The sequence below is a fragment of the Lentzea californiensis genome (assembly GCF_024648825.1).
Lineage (GTDB): Bacteria > Actinomycetota > Actinomycetes > Mycobacteriales > Pseudonocardiaceae > Lentzea > Lentzea californiensis.
In genome coordinates this window covers 851,023-868,405 of sequence record NZ_JANBBE010000001.1, presented here as the reverse complement: position 1 = coordinate 868,405, position 17,383 = coordinate 851,023, and the positions used below count along the sequence as shown (strand labels likewise).

The window sequence follows — 17,383 nt, the reverse complement described above, 5'->3', positions numbered from 1 at the left end:
TTCACTAATGGTGTGGCACGACCCCGCACCATCACCGACGAACGGATCCTGAACGCCGTCGCGGCCGTGATCGACCGGCGCGGACCGGAGTTCACCGTCGCGGACGTGGCGGCGGAGGCCGGGGTGTCGGTCGGGGCGGTGGCGAAGCGGTTCGGGTCCAAGAGTGGGCTGCTGCAGGCACTCACGAAGGCCGGCACCGAGGAGGTCGCCCGCAGGATGCGCGCGGCCGGCACCGTCCGCGAGGCGCTGCTGACGTGGTTCGACCGGCTCGCCGACCCGGTGGTCGCGACGAACAACCTGGCGCAGCTCGGGGTCGACCTGATCGATCCGGAACTGCGCGCATTGCTGGCCCGGCACTACGCGGTGCTGGAAGAAGAGCTGGAAGTCCTCTGCGCGGCCGAGGGGTTGCCGCCCAACGCGGCCCGCGTCCTCGCCGCGCTCGTCTACGGGATCTCGATGGACTGGTCGGTGCGACCGCGCGGCGACCTGCTGGCACGCACGGCCGAGGACGTCGATCTGGTGCTGGAAGGGATGCGTTGATGGCTACCTGGGCGGAGTTCGCGGCCGAACAGCCCGACATGGCCGTGTTCGTGCAGGCCAGGTTCGCCGCGGACCGGCACGCGTTGATCGCGACGCTGCGCAAGGACGGCTCGCCGCGGATCAGCGGTGTGGAACCGGACTTCGCCCGCGGTGAGCTGTGGGCGGGCATGATGTTCGATTCGTTGAAGTCAAAGGACTTGCGGCGTGATCCGAGGTTCGCGTTGCACTGCATGAGTACGACCGCGTCGGTGGCGGAGGCGGGGGACGCCAAGATCAGCGGCACCGCCGAGTTCTGGATGGACAAGGCGGACTACCTCAAGGACCTGTTCGATCGCACGGGATGGAATCCCAGCGAGCTCGACCTGTTCAGGTTCAACGTCACCGAGGTCGTGCAGATCACCACCGAGGGCGACGAGATGGTCGTCCTCTCCTGGCACGAGGGAAGGGGAACTCGCCGTGTCGGCAAGAAGTAATCCCGATCTGAGCGGGAAGGTCGCGGTCGTCACCGGCGCCACGCGCGGTGCGGGACGGGCGATCGCCGTGGAGCTGGGGGCGGCGGGGGCGACGGTGTTCGTCGCCGGCCGCACCACGCGGACGCAGCAGTCCGAGGTCGGGCGGTCGGAGACGATCGAGGAGACCGCCGAACTCGTGGACGCCGCGGGCGGCAGGGGGATCGCGGTCCGCTGCGACCTCACGAATCCGTCCGACGTGGACGCTCTGGCCGCGAAGATCGACAAGCTCGACATCTTCATCGACAACGCGTGGGGCGGCGAGAACCTCGTCGAGTGGGGCAAGTTCTGGGAACACGACCTCGACAAGCAGCTGCGGATGTGGCGCAACGGTGTCGAGACGCACCTAGTGGCGTTGCACAAGCTCATGCCGATCCTGATCAGGTCCGACGACGGGCTCGTGGTCGAGGTGACCGACGGCGAGGACGGCGAGGCGTACTTCGTGAACCTGCCGTACGACGCGGTGAAGAGCTCGGTGCGCCGATTCGGTGAGGTGCTGGCGAAGGACCTCGAGAATCACCCGAACGTGACGGCGGTCGCGGCCACGCCGGGGTTCCTGCGCTCCGAGCAGATGCTGGAGGGCTTCGGCGTCACCGAGGCGAACTGGCGTGACGCGATCGAGAAGGTGCCGGACTACGCGTTGTCCGAGACGCCGCACTACCTCGGCCGCGGCCTCGCGCACCTCGCGGCGGACGAGGACCGCAAGCGGTTCGCCGGGCAGTGCCTCTCGTCGTGGAAGCTCAAGCGCGAGTACGGGTTCACCGACCTCGACGGCTCACAGCCCGACTGGGGCCGCTGGTACGACGAGGTCGTGAAGCCGCGGATGGCGGGCGCGACCATCGAAGCCGACCCGGAGAAGTACCGCTAGTGCGGTGACCACGAACCTTCACGGGGTCTTCCGGTGCTCAGCAGGGCGCCTCGCGGCACCGTCCCCGCGCCCCTGTACGTCCAGTACTCGGGACGCGGGGACGGCACCGCGATGCACCCGTCTGAACAGCGAAATACCCGGTAAAGGTTCGTGGCCACCGCACTAGGCGTCACCGGGACGGACGAGACCGGTCTCGTAGGCCAGCACCACGGCCTGCACCCGGTCTCGCAGTTCCAGCTTCGCCAGGATCCTGCCGACGTGCGTCTTCACCGTCGCCTCGGACAGGAACAGCTTGCGGGCGAGCTCGGTGTTCGACAGGCCCTTCGCGATCAGCACGAGCACCTCGCGCTCGCGTTCGGTCAGCACGTCGAGCACCGAGGCGTCCCGGAGCTCACCGCCGCCGTCGCCGAGGAACCGGCCCAGCAGCCGCTTGGTCACCGAGGGCGAGACCACCGCGTCGCCGGAGGCCACCGCGCGCAGCGCCGACACCAGGTCGGACGGCGGGGTGTCCTTCAGCAGGAACCCGCTGGCGCCGTTGCGCAACGCCGACAGCGCGTACTCGTCCATGTCGAAGGTGGTCATGACCAGCACCTTCGCGGAGTTGGCCTCCGCGATGCGCTTGGTCGCCTCCACGCCGTCCATCACGGGCATGCGGACGTCCATCAGGACGACGTCGGGCCGCAGCTTCTCCGCCATCTGCACGGCGTCGAGGCCGTCTGCCGCCTCGCCGATCACGTCGATGTCTTCCTGCGCGCCCAGCACCATGCGAAAGCCCATCCGCATGAGTTCCTGGTCGTCCACCAGCAGTACCCGAATCACTCGATCACCCTATGCGGCTAGCGGGAACGTCGCGCGCACGCGCCAGCCCCCACCGGGGTTGGGACCCGCCTCGAACTCCCCACCCAGCACCGCTGCCCTTTCCCTCATGCCGATCAGTCCGTTGCCGCCGGAGACCTTGACCACGTCGTGAGGTGTGCCGAACCCGTCGTCGGTCACTTCCAGCCGCAGTTCCTCCGGCGAGCGCGCCAGGCGGACCAAGGCGGTGGTCCCTGCTCCGGCGTGCTTGATGGTGTTCGTCAGTGCTTCCTGCACTATCCGGTAGACGCTCAGGCCGACGCCCACGGGCAGGTCGTCCACGTCGCCGTTGATCTCCAGGCGCACCGGCACGCCGGCGGCCCTGGTGTTCTCGGCGAGTTCGACCACACCCCGCGCGTCGGGCTGCGGCGCCCACTGCGTCTCGGACTCCTCGCTGCGGAGTACCCCGAGCAGGCGGCGCATCTCGGTCAGCGCGAGGCGGCCGGTGTCGGCGATCGTGCGGACCGCGTTCTCGGCCACTTCCGGCTGCGACCTGATCGTGTACGCGGCGCCGTCGGCGTGGACGATCATCACGCTCACCGCGTGGGCGACGACGTCGTGCAGTTCGCGGGCGATCCGGGAACGCTCCTCGCCCACGGCGATCTTGGCCTGCTGGTCGCGTTCGGTCTCGAGCAGCACCAGGCGTTGCTCCATCTCCCGCTGGTAGGCGCGGCGCGCCCCGATGAACTCGCCCATCGCCCAGCTGAACCCGAAGATCACGAAGATCAGGAACACCAGGAACACGGCCTGGAGCTCACCGACCTGGAAGATCGCCCAGAGCAGCGTGCCCGCGAGCAACCAGCCCAGGTAGATCAACGCCGTCTTGCGGTTCGTGTTCGCGACGAGCGTGTACAGCGCGATGGCCAGCGCGAAGTCGGACATGCGGACCGGGATGCCGTTGATGCCGCCGTGCGAGAAGAGCTGCAGGAACGCGCCCGCGAGGATCAGGTAGCTCGTGCCGAGCGGGTGGTGCCGGCGAAACGGCAGCGGCCCGAGCATCAGCAACGTCACCGCGAGATAGGCGGAGAACGACACTCCCTGGTCGACCACTGTGGCCGCGATGCCCATGTCGAAGATCAGCAGAATCCCGGCGATCAGGGAGTCCCCGAAGGCCGGATGTGACTTCATCCACAGGCTGAACCGCCGCACTGCACAAGGTTAGGTGCGGACCGAACCTCCGCGCGTCGCGCCACGGGCTGACGCTGCGTACGACTTCAGTGTGAGTTATTGTGTCGAGAGGTTGATACAAAGTTCGGGGGTTCGCCATGTACGACGTCCTGTGGGCCGCTGGCGTCGGGTTGTTCCTGCTGGTCGCTCTGTGGCCTACGCAGTCGACCGGCAGGCGCCTGCTCAAGAGCTGGAAGGTGTCCGACCCGGCACCGGCGCAGGTCGACGACGCCATCCGGTACCTGAAGCGGCGGCGCCTGCTCTACCCGTGGCTCTTCGTCGGGATGTCGTTCGTGCCGTTCGCTAGCGGCCGCGGTGTCGGGTCGTTCGCGGCGGTCGTGCTCGGGGGCACGTTGCTCGCGGAGCTGATCGCGTTGTCACTGCCCCGCGAAGGTCGGCAGCGAGTGGCCACGCTCACGCCGCGCGGCCTGTTCGACATCGGCTCGCAGTACGTGCTGATCGCGTACGCGGCGATCGTGCTGTTCGGGCTGGGCTGGCTGCTCGTGCGGCTCGAGATCGCGCAACTGCCCGTGTTCGTCGTGTCCGTCGCCGCGGTCGCGGTGGTCATGTGGGCGGCGGTCGCGCGCCCGGCGGACGGTGACGAGGAGGTCGACCGGGCGCTGCGCACTCGCAGCGTGCACGTGTCGGCGGGGATCGGGGCGGCGATGGTCGGCGCGCTCGTCGGCGGCCCGTTCCTGTTCGCCGGCGTCGTCGCGTGGGTCCTGATGGCCAACACGAACGTCGTGTCCAAGAAGATCGTCTTGTGACCGCACCCAGAATCGTCGTCGACGTCGAGAACGGTGTCGCACCTTGGCGCCAGGTCCGGGACCAGCTCGTCCGGTTGATCAACGGTGGTGTGCTGCCGGTCGGGTCCCGGCTGCCGACGATCCGGCAGCTCGCCGCGGACCTCGGCCTCGCCGCCGGCACGGTCGCGCGGGCCTACCGGGAACTGGAGACCGGCGGGGTGCTCACGACAGGACGAAGGCAGGGCACCGTCGTGGCTGCCCTGCCTTCGCATTCACCGGATCCGCTCTCCGCCGCCGCGGCGGAGTTCGTCGCCATCGCTCGGTCACTCGGCGCCAGTGAGGGGGAGGCACTGAACGCCGTGCGAGCCCATTACTTGGGTGAGTAAGGCGACTCGATCTTGGGTGCGGATCGCGGTTCGTTGATGTGGGCCTGACGTTCTTGCCGCTCTTCGTAGATGCGGTGCTCTTCGGCCATCTCGTCCGCGAGCTGCTGCTGCACCTGACGATCCCGAATCCTCGCCAGGATCGCCATGGTGGCGCCGTGAGCCAGTGCCAGCAGCAACAGCACGATGCCCAGCTTCACGACCACGTTCTTCACTGCGTCACCGGTGTCGACGTCGATGATCGACACCAGTGCAAGAAGGCCGAGCACGACGAGGTGGAACAGCACGGTCGTCAGCTTCATCATGCTGCCGGCCTGCTCTTCGTCGTACGCGGCGCGTTTGAGGTATCCCTTGCCACCGCGGTAGATCAGCTGGCCGTCGACCACGACCAGGACGATCCCCAGCACTAGGAACGTCACGTAGCTGTCACCCATGCGCTGTGGCTACCCGTGCACGCACGCGCACAAACCGTGGCACGATCAGTGCCCGTGACGGCGTTGCAGGGACAACAACTGGCCGGTCCGCTGTGCGCGGCGGTGGCCAACCTGTGCGTTGCCCTCCAGCCCCAGGTGTCGCCGCGGACCGCCGCCGGTTTCCAGGAGGTGCTGCGCCGGTTGCACGCGCCGTTGCAGGTCGCGGTGGCCGGTCGGATCAAGTCCGGCAAGTCGACTCTGGTGAACGCGTTGATCGGACGCCGGGTCGCGCCCACCGACATCGGCGAGTGCACACGGCTCGTCACGCGCTATCAGTACGGCACGGTCGACCGCATCGAAGTCGTGTTGCGGGACGGCAGGCGGCAGGTGCTGCCGTTTGACGCGAACGGCATGATCCCCGCTTCTCTCGGTTTGGAAGGCGTTTCGCACATCGAGGCGTACCTGACGAACGCCGTGCTGCGCGACATCACCGTCATCGACACACCGGGGCTCGGTTCGCTGGACGCGGCGTCGGTCGCGCGCACCGAGGAACTGCTGGATCCGGTGTCGCGCAACGCGGTCGCCGGTGCCGAGGCCGTGCTCTACGTCGTGACGCAGGGCGTGCGGGCGGACGACCACTCGACGCTGGCCGCGTTCACCGCCGCGACCGCCTCCCGCGATGCAGGCCCGGTCAACGCCATCGCCGCGTTGAACAAGGTCGACGCCGTCGCGCCGGAAACCGTCGAGGGCGCGGACGGTGACCTCTGGCGCGCCGCGCAGATCCTCGCGGCGAAGCAGGCCGAACTGCTCAGGCCGCGGGTCGCCGACGTGCTGCCGGTGATCAGCCTGCTCGCCGAGTCCGCGGAGACCGGGGAGTTCACGTCGGCCGACGCGGAGGCGCTGAGGGCGCTGGCGGCCCTCGACGCGGACACCCGCACGATGATGCTGATGTCCGGAGACCTCTTCACGTCGTGGGAGTGCGACGTCGCGGCCGGTGTGCGCTCCCGGTTGCTGGAGAAGCTCGACCTCTACGGCATCGGCCAGGCACTCCTGGCACTGGACGCCGAGCCCGCGCTGCCCGCAGGGGCGTTGCGGCGGGTGCTGTTCGACGCGTCCGGGTTCGCCGCGGTCCGAGGCCGGCTGGACGCGGTCTTCCGGGCGCGGGCCGACGGCATCAAGGCCGCGGCGGCGCTGGCATCGGTCACGTCGCTGGCCTCCGGCGATCCCGGTGAACGGCAGCGCGTGCACGACGCGATCGAGGTGCTGCTGGCCCGTCCGGAGGCACATCAGCTGCGGCTGCTGGAGGCGTTGACGCTCGTCTCGTCCGGCGCGGTCGCGCTGGCCCCGGACCTGACGGAGGAGGTTCTGCGTGTCGGGAGCACCCCGGACGTGGCCGCACAGCTGGGCCTGCCGGGCAGACCAGGCGCGGAGCTGGTCGCGTTCGCGCTGGAACGGGCCGGGTGGTGGCGTTCGTTCGCCTCCTTCGGCGCGACTCCGGCGCAGGCTCGGGTGGCGCACGTCGTCCACAGGGCGTATTTCCTCATCTGGCAACAACTACGTGCTGGGGGGCACCGATGAGCGTGAACGGAACCGAACACCCCGATCTGGCGTCGGACGACGGTGTGGAGACCATTGCCGACGAGCTGCTCGACCAGGCGCTGGCCGAGCGCCGCGCGCTGGTCCAGCTGTGCCTGTACGCACTGGACCGCGCCAGTGCGGGCGTGGTCGCACGCATCGAGGAAGGCCTGTCGTCCATAGGCGTCGTGGCGCTGCGGGTGGACGGTGAGCGGTTCGACCCGTCGCAGCACGAGGCCGGTGGCGCCGTGCCGACCGACGACCTGTCGTTGCAGGGCCTGGTCGCCGAGACCGAGGTGCCCGGCTTCTGCGACCGAGGCCGTCTCCTGCGGGCTCCGATCGTGACGGTCTACACGTCCCGATGAGCAACCTTTCGCAGACAGTCCGGCAGACCCGCGAACGCCTCACCGCTCTCGTGCGCGAGCTCGACCCGTCGATGGCCGACTGGGTGACTCGCCGCGCGGCGCCCGAGGTGTCGACGGTCGTGATCGTCGGCGAGACGAACCGCGGCAAGTCGTCGCTGGTCAACGCCCTGCTGTCGGCTCCGGGTCTCTCGCCGGTCGACGCGGACGTGGCCACCTCCACCTACCTCGTCTTCCAGCACGGCCCGTCCTGGGCGGCCCGAGCCTGCTATCCCGGCCTGCTCGCGCCCGTCAGCTTCCCGCTGCCCGCGCTGATCAACTGGGTGTCCGCCGCCCACGACCTGCCGGAGGGCGAGCTACCGCCGCGCTACGTCGAGGTCGACGCCCCGATCCCGCTGCTGGAACGGATGTCCGTCGTGGACACCCCCGGCGTCGGCGGCCTGGAGTCGGTACACGGCGAACTGGCGCTGGAGGCCGTCACGTCGGCCACCGCCCTGATCTTCGTCGTGGACGCCTCGTCGCCGTTCACCCGCGGTGAGCTGGACTTCCTCAAGCGCGTCGGCGACCGCGTCGAGACCGTCGTCTTCGCCCTGACCAAGACCGACCAGTACCGGGGCTGGCGCCAGGTCCTCGACGCCGACAAGGCGTTGCTGGCCGAGCACGCCCCGCGTTTCGCCGACGCCACCTTCTATCCGGTGTCGTCGCGCATGTTCGGCATGGCCGCCCAGGCCCCGAACCCGGACGCGGCCTCCATGCTCCGCGAACGCTCCGGCATCTCCGCTCTGCAGACCGCCCTGCAGGAACTCGTCGCGGGCCGCGCCGGCATGCTCGCCGAGGCCAACGCCCTGCGCGCGTTGTCGACTGTGCTGGCCGAGTTGGAAATCCGCCTCGAACACGAGAAGCGCGCTCTGTCCGTGGGCGAGGACGAGGCTGTTGTTCTCCGTGCCCGCCGTGAAGAGCTGCAGACCGAACGCCGTTCCTCGACCCGCGGCTGGCAGGTCCGGTTGCGCGGTGAGGTTCAGCGGGCCCGCATCGAGAACTCCCACGAGATCTCCCGCCAGATGCGTGACCTGCAGACCTGGTACCGCCAGGCCATCGACTCGGCCGACCGCACCAGCCTGACCGCGTTGCCGCAGCAGGTGGACACCGCCCTGCAGGTCGTCTCCGGCCGGATCTCCACAGCTCTGTCCGTGCGCCTCTCGCAGGTCACCGACGCCGTGCTGGCCGCGTTGTTCAGCGCGGAGGAACTGACCCTGATCCGCGGCCAGTTCGCCCGCGGCGAGCAACCCCCGGTCGTGTTGCGCCCCAAGGAGAAGCGCCCGCCGACGGCCGAGGACAAACTGCTGGTGTTCATGGGCGTCTCCGGCGGCCTGGGCGCGGGCAAGCTCGCCGTCATGCCGCTGGCGGGCCTCGGCATCGCCGTGCTGAACCCGATCGTCCTGCCCGTCACCATCGCCCTGGGCCTCGGCGCGGGCTGGTGGATGGCCCGCACCCGCACCCACACGGCCGAAAAGCAGCACGTCAAGCAGTGGCTCTCGGACGCCATCGCCGACGCGCGCTCCACAGTGGACCAACTGGCCGCCGAGCAGCTGATCGAGGCCGAGCAGGCCCTGTCGCTCGCGTTGGACGAGGCACTGGCCAAGCGCATCGAGGCCATCGAGGCCGAACTGCGCGAGGTCGACCGCGCGTTGCGGATGGAGGCCGGCGAACGCGGCCGCGAGCTGCAGGCCGTGACCCGGCAGCTCGCCGAGGTGGAGCAGGGGCGCTCGAAGGCCGAGGAACTGCTCGGCCGGATCCGCTCGGTCCGCGACCGCGCCTAAGTCACCAGGTGCACGAGCGCCGCGACCGCGACCGGCACCGCGAGGCTCCCCAGCGAGAACAGGAACGCCTTGCCGCGCGACATGTACGGCAGCCCGGCGGTGTGGTTCGCCAGCACCCGTTCGACCTCCCGCGGCGCCGACTCGTCGTTGACGAAGAGCCGAACCCCGCCGGCGTCGACCAGTTCGACCCAGTGCAGGTCGATGCTCCGCGCCGGCACGCGGATGCGCCTGACTCGCACCAGCCGGTCCAGGTCGACCGTCCGCCGCCCACTGACGGTCCGGCCGGTGAGGTACCGCTCGTCGTCGAGGGCGAGGCCCGTCCCCTTGGGCAGGAACACCAGCAGGTGCAGGAGCATCACGGCGAAGCCGACGAAGACGATCCCCGAACCACCCCCGTCCACCGACAGGCCCCCGTGCACCGCGGCCCCCGCGCTCACCACCAGCACCAGGGCTGTCACCACCCGCGCACTCCCCATGACCGTCCCCCGATCGCTCATCCCCCAGACGCACGCAGCGATGCCGTTGTTGAGCTTGGCCGGGGAACCAAACCGGCATAACGTGGGTCATACCGGTACATGAGCAAGTAGGAGGTGTGTCCCGGTGTACATCGACGAGAACGGTGCGGCCGACGCCGAGCTGAAGGTCACCGTCGAGGATGAGGAGTACACCGCCGACGTCACCTTCGACCTCGACCACGACGGCGTGAACGACTCCGCCGTCGTCGAGACGGACGACGGTGGACATCTCGCGTTCACCGACACGAACGGCGACGGTGACGCCGATCTGATGAGCACGTTCGACAAGGACGGCAATCTCCTGAGCCAGGCGCGGTTCGAGGAGAATTCCGGTGAGTGGGTCGCCGTCGACCCGAGCGATCCCCGGCAGGAAAAAACGAATTCGTCTCCCACTCAGGCGATTGTGGTGGACACCGACGGCGGTGAACGAAACGTCGGGCAGGCCACCGAGGACACCGACGGGGACGGCAAGGCCGACACCGCCGTCGTCCGGGACGACGCCGGCGACACGTGGTTGTTCACGGACAAGAACGGCGACGGCAAGGCCGACGTGGCGACCGAGATCACACGATCCGGCGAGGTCACGATGTCGGAGCACCGCGGTGACGACTGGGTCGAGGTCGAGCACGGGCACATCGAGTCCGACGGCCGGTACGTGACCGACTCGAAGAGCGGCATTCTGGACGACTCGGACGACTGGCTGGAGGAAGAACGGTTCGACGGAGTCGTCCGAATCGATTCCACAACCGGTCAGTGGATCAGTCCGAACTGACCCTCTAACTGAAGCGCAGGTCACAGGCCCCGGTGTGGTGAGAACCGCACCGGGGCCTCTTGTGTTTTTCCCACCTCAAGCCGGCCTTAACGCCGTCCGAGTGCTGAATCGATTCCAGAATCGGTTTTGTGAGGGAAGCGACAGGCTGGGGGTGCTTTACCTGCCATTCACCGGGCTAACCTCGGTCCATCCCCTTCCACGTACGCCCGGCCCCACCGGGCGTCGTGAGCTATTCCCGAGGACGACGAAGTCCTGCACCGGACCACCACGTGCTCGGGTTGCCGAGGCGTTCAGTCAGGAGACGAGACGAGATGACGGCAGTGACCATTCCCGGTCTCGAACACGCACCTACCAACCACGCGCGTCTGCTCGCATGGGTTCAGGAAGTCGCTGAGCTGACCTGCCCTGACGAGGTTGTTTGGGCTGACGGGTCTCAGGGCGAATGGGACCGTCTCACGAAGAAGCTCGTCGACGCCGGCACGTTCGTGGCGCTCAAGAAGAAGCCGAACTCGTTCTGGGCGGCCTCGGACCCGACGGACGTCGCGCGCGTGGAGGAGCGGACCTACATCTGCTCCGTGCGCGAGGAGGACTCGGGCCCGACGAACAACTGGATGGACCCTTCAGAGATGAAGGCCATCATGACCGAGCTCTACCGGGGCTGCATGCGTGGCCGCACGATGTACGTCATCCCGTTCTGCATGGGCCCGCTGGACGCGGAGAAGCCGATGCTCGGTGTCGAGATCACCGACTCGGAGTACGTCGTCGTCTCCATGCACATCATGACCCGCATGGGCAACAAGGCCCTCGCGCTGTTCGGTGAGGACGCTCCGTTCGTCCCCGCGCTGCACTCGCTCGGCGCTCCGCTGGAGGCCGGCCAGGAAGACGTGCAGTGGCCGTGCAACGACACCAAGTACATCTCGCACTTCCCGGAGACCCGCGAGATCTGGAGCTTCGGCTCCGGCTACGGCGGCAACGCCCTGCTCGGCAAGAAGTGCTACTCGCTGCGCATCGCCTCGGCCATGGCGCGCGACGAGGGCTGGCTCGCCGAGCACATGCTGATCCTCAAGCTCACCTCGCCGGAGAACAAGGCGTACTACATCGCCGCCGCGTTCCCGTCGGCCTGTGGCAAGACGAACCTCGCCATGCTGGAGCCGACCATCCCCGGCTGGAAGGTCGAGACGCTCGGCGACGACATCGCCTGGATGCGTTTCGGTGAGGACGGCCGCCTGTACGCGGTGAACCCGGAGAACGGCTTCTTCGGCGTCGCGCCCGGCACCGACTACCACACCAACCCGAACGCGATGCGCACCATCGCCAAGGGCAACTCGCTGTTCACGAACGTCGCGCTGACCGACGACGGCGACATCTGGTGGGAGGGCATGGGCGAGCCCCCGGCCCACCTCACCTCGTGGAAGCACCAGGACTGGACGCCCGACAGCGAAGAGCTGTCGTCGCACCCGAACTCGCGCTACTGCACGCCGATCGAGCAGTGCGACATCAAGGCGCCGGAGTGGGAGGACCCGAACGGCGTCCCGATCTCGGCGATCTTCTTCGGTGGCCGCCGCGCCACGACGATCCCGCTGGTCACCGAGTCGCGCGACTGGCAGCACGGCACCTACATGGGCGCCACGCTCTCGTCCGAGACCACGGCCGCCGCGGTCGGCAAGACCGGCGTCGTGCGCCGCGACCCGATGGCGATGCTGCCGTTCATCGGTTACAACGCCGGCGACTACTTCCAGCACTGGGTCGACCTCGGCAAGCGCGCCGACGCCGACAAGCTGCCGAAGATCTTCTACGTCAACTGGTTCCGCCGCGGTGAGGACAAGCGCTTCCTGTGGCCCGGGTTCGGCGAGAACTCGCGCGTGCTGAAGTGGGCCATCGAGCGCCTCGAGGGCAAGGCCGCCGCGCAGGAGACGCCGATCGGTTACGTGCCGACCGCCGACGACCTCGACCTCGAGGGCCTGGACGCGTCGCGTGAGGACATCGAGGCCTCGCTGGAGTTCAACGCCGACGAGTGGCGTGCCGAGATCCCGCTGGTCGAGGAGTGGTTCGCGAAGATCGGCGAGAAGGTCCCGACCACGCTCCGCGACGAGCTGGAGAATCTGAAGCAGCGCCTGGGCTAGTTCTTGTCGCACGCGGGGCCCTTTCGTACCGTCTGACGGTACGAAAGGGCCCCGCGTGCTGTAGCAGCCGACACGTGGAGTGAGATTGGGGTATCACTGACGTGTGACGAAGGACGACTTCCTCGGCGGCCTCAACTTCGACGGTTCGAAGCGCGATGTGGAGGTCGGCCCGTCGACGGGCATCGTGCGCTACTACCCGGTGCCGCCCGCCCCGCCCCTCCGTCCGTCACGGTGGCGTTACGCGCTCGTGTTCGGCCTCGGTTTAGCCATCGGCGTGGTCGCCGGCGTGGTCCTGTGCAGCAATTTTCTCTGAATCACTGCAGCTCATCGTCCACAAGAGACGAAGTTGTCCACAGGTGTGGACTGCTTTGTGCACATGTTGTGGATAGCTGTGGACAAGCCTGGGGACTTGTCCCCAGGTCGTAGGAATGGTCTTGCTCCAGGAATGAACCCGGCACCTTCCGGGAACGTCTTAAGTACGTGATGGCGGTCACAAAGATCGTCACTGAGGCGGAGAGGGAGGTGTGCCGTGGGGATCGCAGGAATCGCGATGCTGGTGCTGTCCCTGGCCGCCGTGCTGATGGTCGTGGTCGCCGGATCAGTTCGGGAGCGGGTTGTCGCGGATGCCGAGGAGGGTGCCACCGAAGGTCTTGGTGGCCTCCGCGTAGCAGACGGCGTTGGTCCAACCCTCTGACCAGGCCTGGGACCCGGGGTTCCGCCACGCGGGGAACACGTCCGAGCGCTTGGTCGAGCCCAGGTAGTCGTGCACGGCCTTGGTGCACTTCTCGTTCGCGATCGAGTTCATCTGCTCCTTGGACGGAGCGGGGTCGGTCGACTTGCCGAGCGAGACGACGCCACCGGGTACGGCCTCGGCCATGTGCGCGGTGGTGCAGGCGACGACCTTCACCTCCTGGTCCTTCGACGGCGAACCCTGGGTGCAGGTCTGGAAGGTGCCGAAGCCGTTGCTCTTCAGCACGTCCTTCACGGAACCCTTGCGCGCCAGCGGCTTCTCGTCCGGGCTGATCTCCACGACGGTGCACAGCCGCCAGCGCTGGCCGTCCTTCCAGCCCTGCTCGTTCGGCCAGAACGCCCAGACCCGCAGGCGCGTCGAGTCCGCGTCGCCGCTGCCCAGGTACTCGCTGAGCGTCTGACGGCACGGCGGGAGCGCGGCCTTGCGCAGCGCCTGCGTGTCCGGATAGGTCGTCGGGAGGCCGGTGAGCTCACCGACGCCCATGACCTCGGCCTCGTGCGAATCGGTGCACTGCAGCACCTTCAGCTCGTAGGCGTTCATGCACTGCCCTGCCTTGGGCAGTGCGGGCGCGGAGGCGGAGGCGGTCGACGGCAGAGGTCCGGGGACCGCCTGCCCTCCCACCTGGATCGCGCACGCGGACAGGGTCAGCGCGCTCAGGACAATTGCCACCGCCAGCCGCACACGAGTCACACCACAGAGACTAGGGCCTTCACCTGATCGGCGATGTCCCGACGCTGTTTTTCGAAGGCCGGATCGGTCAGCGCGGCCGGGTCGGCCGGCTGCCCGAGCACTGGCGTGTGCAGGTGTCCACCGAGGACGTTCGTTGCGCCGTAACCGATCCGCAGCCTGTTGGCCCGGTACATGCTCTCGTTGGAGAGGTTGTCACCGCCGCCACCGGACGCCGCGACCCTGCCTGGAGTGGGGTTGTCCGTGCGGCACGACTGCTGCGAGCCGACGACGACCCACTCGCAGAAGGCCAGGTTGTAGTTCACCGCGAACGGGCCGGTGCCCGCGTCGATCATCTTCTGGAACGGCAGGGTCGTCTCGATGAACTCGTCGCCGGGCTGCGGCCATCCGGCGGCGTTCGGGACGCTGCCGAACGAACCGACGTTGTTGTTGTCCGCGAAGCCACCGCGCCAGCGCGCCGCCCACCGCTCGACGTCGAACCGGCCGGGCCTGCCCTGGCTGATCGTCACGAACGCGTCGGGCTTCTGCTGCAACGCCGAACCGTAGAACTGCTCGACGACCCCCTCGTCGAAACTGCCCCACAGCACCGGGAGCACCGCGGCCTGCAGGACGACCTTGCCGGTCGGCGTCGAGATCTCCCGGCCGTCGAGCTGCAACGCCGCCGCACCGGCGGGGTTGGCGCGCCGCACGTTCACGCCGGTGAGCTGGAACGGGTCGAAGCCGGTGACGGCGATCCGGCGCACGCCGGGCCTGCTGGGGAACGCCGAGTCGCTCAGACCCCGTGAGGCCCAGTCGAACCGCTGGACGAGCTTCGCGCGCTCGTTCGGCGGCAGGGCGAACTTCGGCTTCCACTGGCGCAGCGCGGAACTGAGCTGCAGGCGGGCCCAGTAGAGCGGGCGGTCGTCGTAGGCGTCGTGTGTCACGGGTGTTGTGCTTTGCGCGCGGGCGACAGCGGCCTTCCACAGCGCGTTGCCTTCGCGTTCCACGAACTGCTGCGCCTGCTTCGGCACGATCTGGCGGCAGAGCTTGGCGGTGAAGTCCGTGACGCGGCCGTCGAACCCGGCCAGCTCGACCAGCGACGGGCCGACGGCGGGGCCGCCGACGACGAGCGTGTCGTCGAGGCGCTGTTCCTCGACGGTGAGCGGTGCGGTGGTGTCGTAGCAGTTCGGGTCCTGCGCGTGGGCGACGGCAGGACTCAGGGTGAGGGCGATCGCGGTCAGTCCGACCAGTCCGGCGATGGTTTTCACGTACTCGATCCTCAACGCAAAGGGCCACCCGCCGTAACCGACGGGTGGCCCATAGTGTCGACGACTGCGTCTCAGTGGGCAGCGATGGGCTTGACCCTCGGGTTGTCCTCGTCGACGTGGTAGTCGGACGGATCGGTCTGGTCCGTGCCGTTGAACCACTTGGCCTTCTTGGCGATCAGCGTGACGACCACCGCGACCAGGAGGTTGACGAACAGCGCGATGATGCCGACGTAGATCTGCGTCGTCGACGCGCCGAACGGGTGCCACCCGAAGATCGAGATGTTGCCCAGCGGTAGCGCGGAACCGGCGAAGTGCGCCTTGCCGATGGCCGGGTTGCCGATCGTGTAGAGCAGCCACATGCCGTAGCCCATGCCCGCGAACCAGCCGGCGACCAGGGCGTAGACGTGGAACCAGCGCGTGTACAGCGCGATCGCGACCGCCGGCAGCGTCTGCAGGATCATCACGCCGCCCATGAGCTGCAGGTCGATCGAGAACTGCGGGTCGACGAACACGATGAACGCGACGGCGCCGAACTTGACCACCAGGCTGGCGAGCTTGGCCTGCTTCGCCTCTTCGGCCGGGGTGGCAGCCTTCTTGATGTACTCCTTGTAGACGTTGCGCGTCCACAGGTTCGCCGCCGCGATCGACATGATCGCCGCCGGCACCAGCGCGCCGATGCCGATGGCGGCGAACGCGATGCCCGCGAACCACGACGGGAAGTTCGCGCCGAAGAGCTCGGGCACGATCGTGTTGGTGTCGGGACGGCCGGTCGCCTGGTTGACGATCGGCTTGGTGCCCGCGCTGATCGCAACGAAGCCCAGCAGTGCCAGCAGACCCAGCAGCAGCGAGTACGCCGGGAGCGCGACCATGTTGCGCTTGATGACGTTGCGGCCGCGGCTCGCCAGGATACCGGTCAGCGAGTGCGGGTAGAGGAACAGCGCGAGCGCGCTGCCCAGTGCCAGCGTCGCGTACTGCAGCTGGTTGGTGCCGGTGAGCAGGATGCCGTCGGCCTTGCTCGGCGTGGCGTCGAACTTGGCCTGCGCGTCGTTGAAGATCTCGCCCCAGCCGCCGAACTTCGAGGGCAGGTAGATGATCGCGACGAGGATGACCAGGTAGATCAGGATGTCCTTGACGAACGCGATCAGCGCCGGCGCCCGCAGACCCGACTGGTAGGTGTAGAGCGCGAGGATCAGGAACGCGATGAACAGCGGCAGGTGGCCGAGGATGCCGGAGCCGTTGAGGCCCATGCTGCGCAGCACGGCCTCGAGGCCGACGAGCTGCAGCGCGATGTACGGCATGGTCGCGACGATGCCGGTGACCGCGATGATCAGCGCCAGCCAGTGCGAGCCGTAGCGGCCCTTCACGAAGTCGGCGGGCGTGACGTAACCGTGCACGCGGCTGACCGACCACATCCGCACGAGCGGCAGGAAGACCAGCGGGTACAGGATGATCGTGTAGGGCAGGGCGTAGAAGCCGAGCGCGCCCGCGCCGAACATCAGTGCCGGCACCGCGACGAAGGTGTAGGCGGTGTAGAGGTCACCACCGACGAGGAACCACGTGATCCAGCTGCCGAACTTGCGGCCGCCGAGGCCCCACTCGTCGAGGTGCTCGAGGGTGTCGCCCTTCTGCCACCGCGCAGCCAGGAAGCCCATCACGGTGACGAGCAGGAAGAGAGCGCTGAAAACGATCAGCTCGGTCCACTGCATCAGTTCGCTCCCTCGTCCAGGTCGTCCACGCCGAGCTTGTCGGGCTTGCCGGTGACCACGGGCTCGTCCTTGGTCTTGACGTAGACGAGTCCGACGCACACGACGCCGAGCACGACGAACAAGAACTGGTACCAGTAGAAGAACGGGAGCCCGAAGATCCTGGGCTCGTCCTGGTTGAACCACGGCGTGATGAGCATGAACAGCGGAAGTATCAGCAGCAGGTTCCAGTTGCTCCAGCGCAAGCCGGTCTTGTGCTCCGACGGCATGGTGGCCCTCCGTGTACGCGGTGTTGCGCGGATGTTAGGCCTGATGAAGGGCGCCGTCAGCCTCGTGATCGCAATCGT

General features: G+C 68.1%; 19 protein-coding genes. 11 read left to right on the top strand and 8 right to left on the bottom strand.

The annotated features are described in order from the left end of the window. Nucleotides 1-12: 12 nt before the first annotated feature. The 3 genes from LX88_RS04670 to LX88_RS04660 are packed head-to-tail and all read left to right on the top strand — an operon-like array spanning nt 13 to nt 1,917. Nucleotides 13-540, top strand: a complete 528-nt coding sequence (locus LX88_RS04670) for a TetR/AcrR family transcriptional regulator (protein WP_258946593.1) — start codon at nt 13-15, stop codon at nt 538-540. Next, nucleotides 540-1,013 (top strand): pyridoxamine 5'-phosphate oxidase family protein, encoded by a 474-nt coding sequence (locus LX88_RS04665; protein WP_258946592.1) that lies wholly within the window; start codon nt 540-542, stop codon nt 1,011-1,013. Before LX88_RS04670 ends, LX88_RS04665 begins: the two co-directional genes overlap by 1 nt. Continuing rightward, nucleotides 997-1,917 carry an SDR family oxidoreductase gene (locus LX88_RS04660; protein ID WP_258946591.1) on the top strand — a complete coding sequence of 307 codons (921 nt, stop codon included), beginning with the start codon at nt 997-999 and terminating at the stop codon, nt 1,915-1,917. The genes LX88_RS04665 and LX88_RS04660 overlap by 17 nt, the downstream gene beginning before the upstream one ends. 162 nt (nt 1,918-2,079) lie before the next feature. Here LX88_RS04660 and LX88_RS04655 read toward each other — a convergent pair whose 3' ends face one another. After that, nucleotides 2,080-2,736, bottom strand: coding sequence for a response regulator (locus tag LX88_RS04655; RefSeq protein WP_258946590.1), 657 nt, complete (start codon nt 2,734-2,736; stop codon nt 2,080-2,082). Between the two features lie 9 nt (nt 2,737-2,745). Next, complete coding sequence (locus LX88_RS04650) at nt 2,746-3,921, bottom strand: sensor histidine kinase (protein ID WP_308203421.1); 1,176 nt, start codon at nt 3,919-3,921, stop codon at nt 2,746-2,748. Nucleotides 3,922-4,037: 116 nt separating this feature from the next. On the opposite strand from LX88_RS04650, the gene LX88_RS04645 reads away from it, so the two are divergent. Next, a complete protein-coding gene (locus tag LX88_RS04645) occupies nt 4,038-4,706 on the top strand; it encodes a hypothetical protein (protein WP_258946589.1) in 669 nt (222 codons plus the stop codon). Next, a complete protein-coding gene (locus LX88_RS04640) occupies nt 4,703-5,071 on the top strand; it encodes a GntR family transcriptional regulator (protein WP_258946588.1) in 369 nt (122 codons plus the stop codon). Before LX88_RS04645 ends, LX88_RS04640 begins: the two co-directional genes overlap by 4 nt. Here the strand turns inward: LX88_RS04640 and LX88_RS04635 are convergent. Beyond that, nucleotides 5,056-5,502 (bottom strand): hypothetical protein, encoded by a 447-nt coding sequence (locus tag LX88_RS04635; protein WP_258946587.1) that lies wholly within the window; start codon nt 5,500-5,502, stop codon nt 5,056-5,058. The two genes, LX88_RS04640 and LX88_RS04635, sit on opposite strands and share 16 nt — an antisense overlap. 54 nt (nt 5,503-5,556) lie before the next feature. Between LX88_RS04635 and LX88_RS04630 the strand changes: the two genes are divergently transcribed. The 3 genes from LX88_RS04630 to LX88_RS04620 are packed head-to-tail and all read left to right on the top strand — an operon-like array spanning nt 5,557 to nt 9,238. Next, the gene (locus tag LX88_RS04630) at nt 5,557-7,059 is read left to right on the top strand and encodes a dynamin family protein (protein WP_258946586.1); all 1,503 of its coding nucleotides are present in this window, start codon (nt 5,557-5,559) and stop codon (nt 7,057-7,059) included. Continuing rightward, complete coding sequence (gene grpE, locus LX88_RS04625) at nt 7,056-7,421, top strand: nucleotide exchange factor GrpE (protein ID WP_258946585.1); 366 nt, start codon at nt 7,056-7,058, stop codon at nt 7,419-7,421. The genes LX88_RS04630 and grpE overlap by 4 nt, the downstream gene beginning before the upstream one ends. Next, on the top strand, nt 7,418-9,238 hold the full coding sequence (locus LX88_RS04620; RefSeq protein ID WP_258946584.1) for a dynamin family protein: 1,821 nt from the start codon (nt 7,418-7,420) through the stop codon (nt 9,236-9,238). The genes grpE and LX88_RS04620 overlap by 4 nt, the downstream gene beginning before the upstream one ends. Here LX88_RS04620 and LX88_RS04615 read toward each other — a convergent pair. Next, a complete protein-coding gene (locus LX88_RS04615) occupies nt 9,235-9,699 on the bottom strand; it encodes a hypothetical protein (protein WP_258946583.1) in 465 nt (154 codons plus the stop codon). The two genes, LX88_RS04620 and LX88_RS04615, sit on opposite strands and share 4 nt — an antisense overlap. Before the next feature lie 139 nt (nt 9,700-9,838). Between LX88_RS04615 and LX88_RS04610 the strand changes: the two genes are divergently transcribed. From LX88_RS04610 to LX88_RS04600, 3 genes are all read left to right on the top strand, one after another. After that, the gene (locus LX88_RS04610) at nt 9,839-10,525 is read left to right on the top strand and encodes a DUF6802 family protein (RefSeq protein WP_258946582.1); all 687 of its coding nucleotides are present in this window, start codon (nt 9,839-9,841) and stop codon (nt 10,523-10,525) included. Nucleotides 10,526-10,836: 311 nt separating this feature from the next. After that, nucleotides 10,837-12,648: a phosphoenolpyruvate carboxykinase (GTP) gene (locus LX88_RS04605; RefSeq protein ID WP_258946581.1), complete on the top strand. Its 1,812-nt coding sequence runs from the start codon at nt 10,837-10,839 to the stop codon at nt 12,646-12,648. A gap of 103 nt (nt 12,649-12,751) precedes the next feature. Beyond that, entirely contained in the window at nt 12,752-12,961 is a 210-nt protein-coding gene (locus tag LX88_RS04600; RefSeq protein ID WP_258946580.1) for a hypothetical protein, read from the top strand. Between the two features lie 285 nt (nt 12,962-13,246). Here the strand turns inward: LX88_RS04600 and LX88_RS04595 are convergent, their stop codons facing one another. The 4 genes from LX88_RS04595 to LX88_RS04580 form a co-directional block, all read right to left on the bottom strand. Beyond that, nucleotides 13,247-14,089, bottom strand: a complete 843-nt coding sequence (locus LX88_RS04595; protein WP_258946579.1) for a septum formation family protein — start codon at nt 14,087-14,089, stop codon at nt 13,247-13,249. Continuing rightward, nucleotides 14,086-15,333, bottom strand: a complete 1,248-nt coding sequence (locus tag LX88_RS04590; RefSeq protein ID WP_258946578.1) for a pyroglutamyl-peptidase I — start codon at nt 15,331-15,333, stop codon at nt 14,086-14,088. Before LX88_RS04590 ends, LX88_RS04595 begins: the two co-directional genes overlap by 4 nt. Nucleotides 15,334-15,404: 71 nt before the next feature. Next, nucleotides 15,405-17,039 (bottom strand): monocarboxylate uptake permease MctP, encoded by a 1,635-nt coding sequence (gene mctP, locus LX88_RS04585; RefSeq protein WP_258946577.1) that lies wholly within the window; start codon nt 17,037-17,039, stop codon nt 15,405-15,407. Further along, nucleotides 17,039-17,305: a DUF3311 domain-containing protein gene (locus tag LX88_RS04580; protein WP_258946576.1), complete on the bottom strand. Its 267-nt coding sequence runs from the start codon at nt 17,303-17,305 to the stop codon at nt 17,039-17,041. Before LX88_RS04580 ends, mctP begins: the two co-directional genes overlap by 1 nt. Nucleotides 17,306-17,383: the final 78 nt, after the last annotated feature.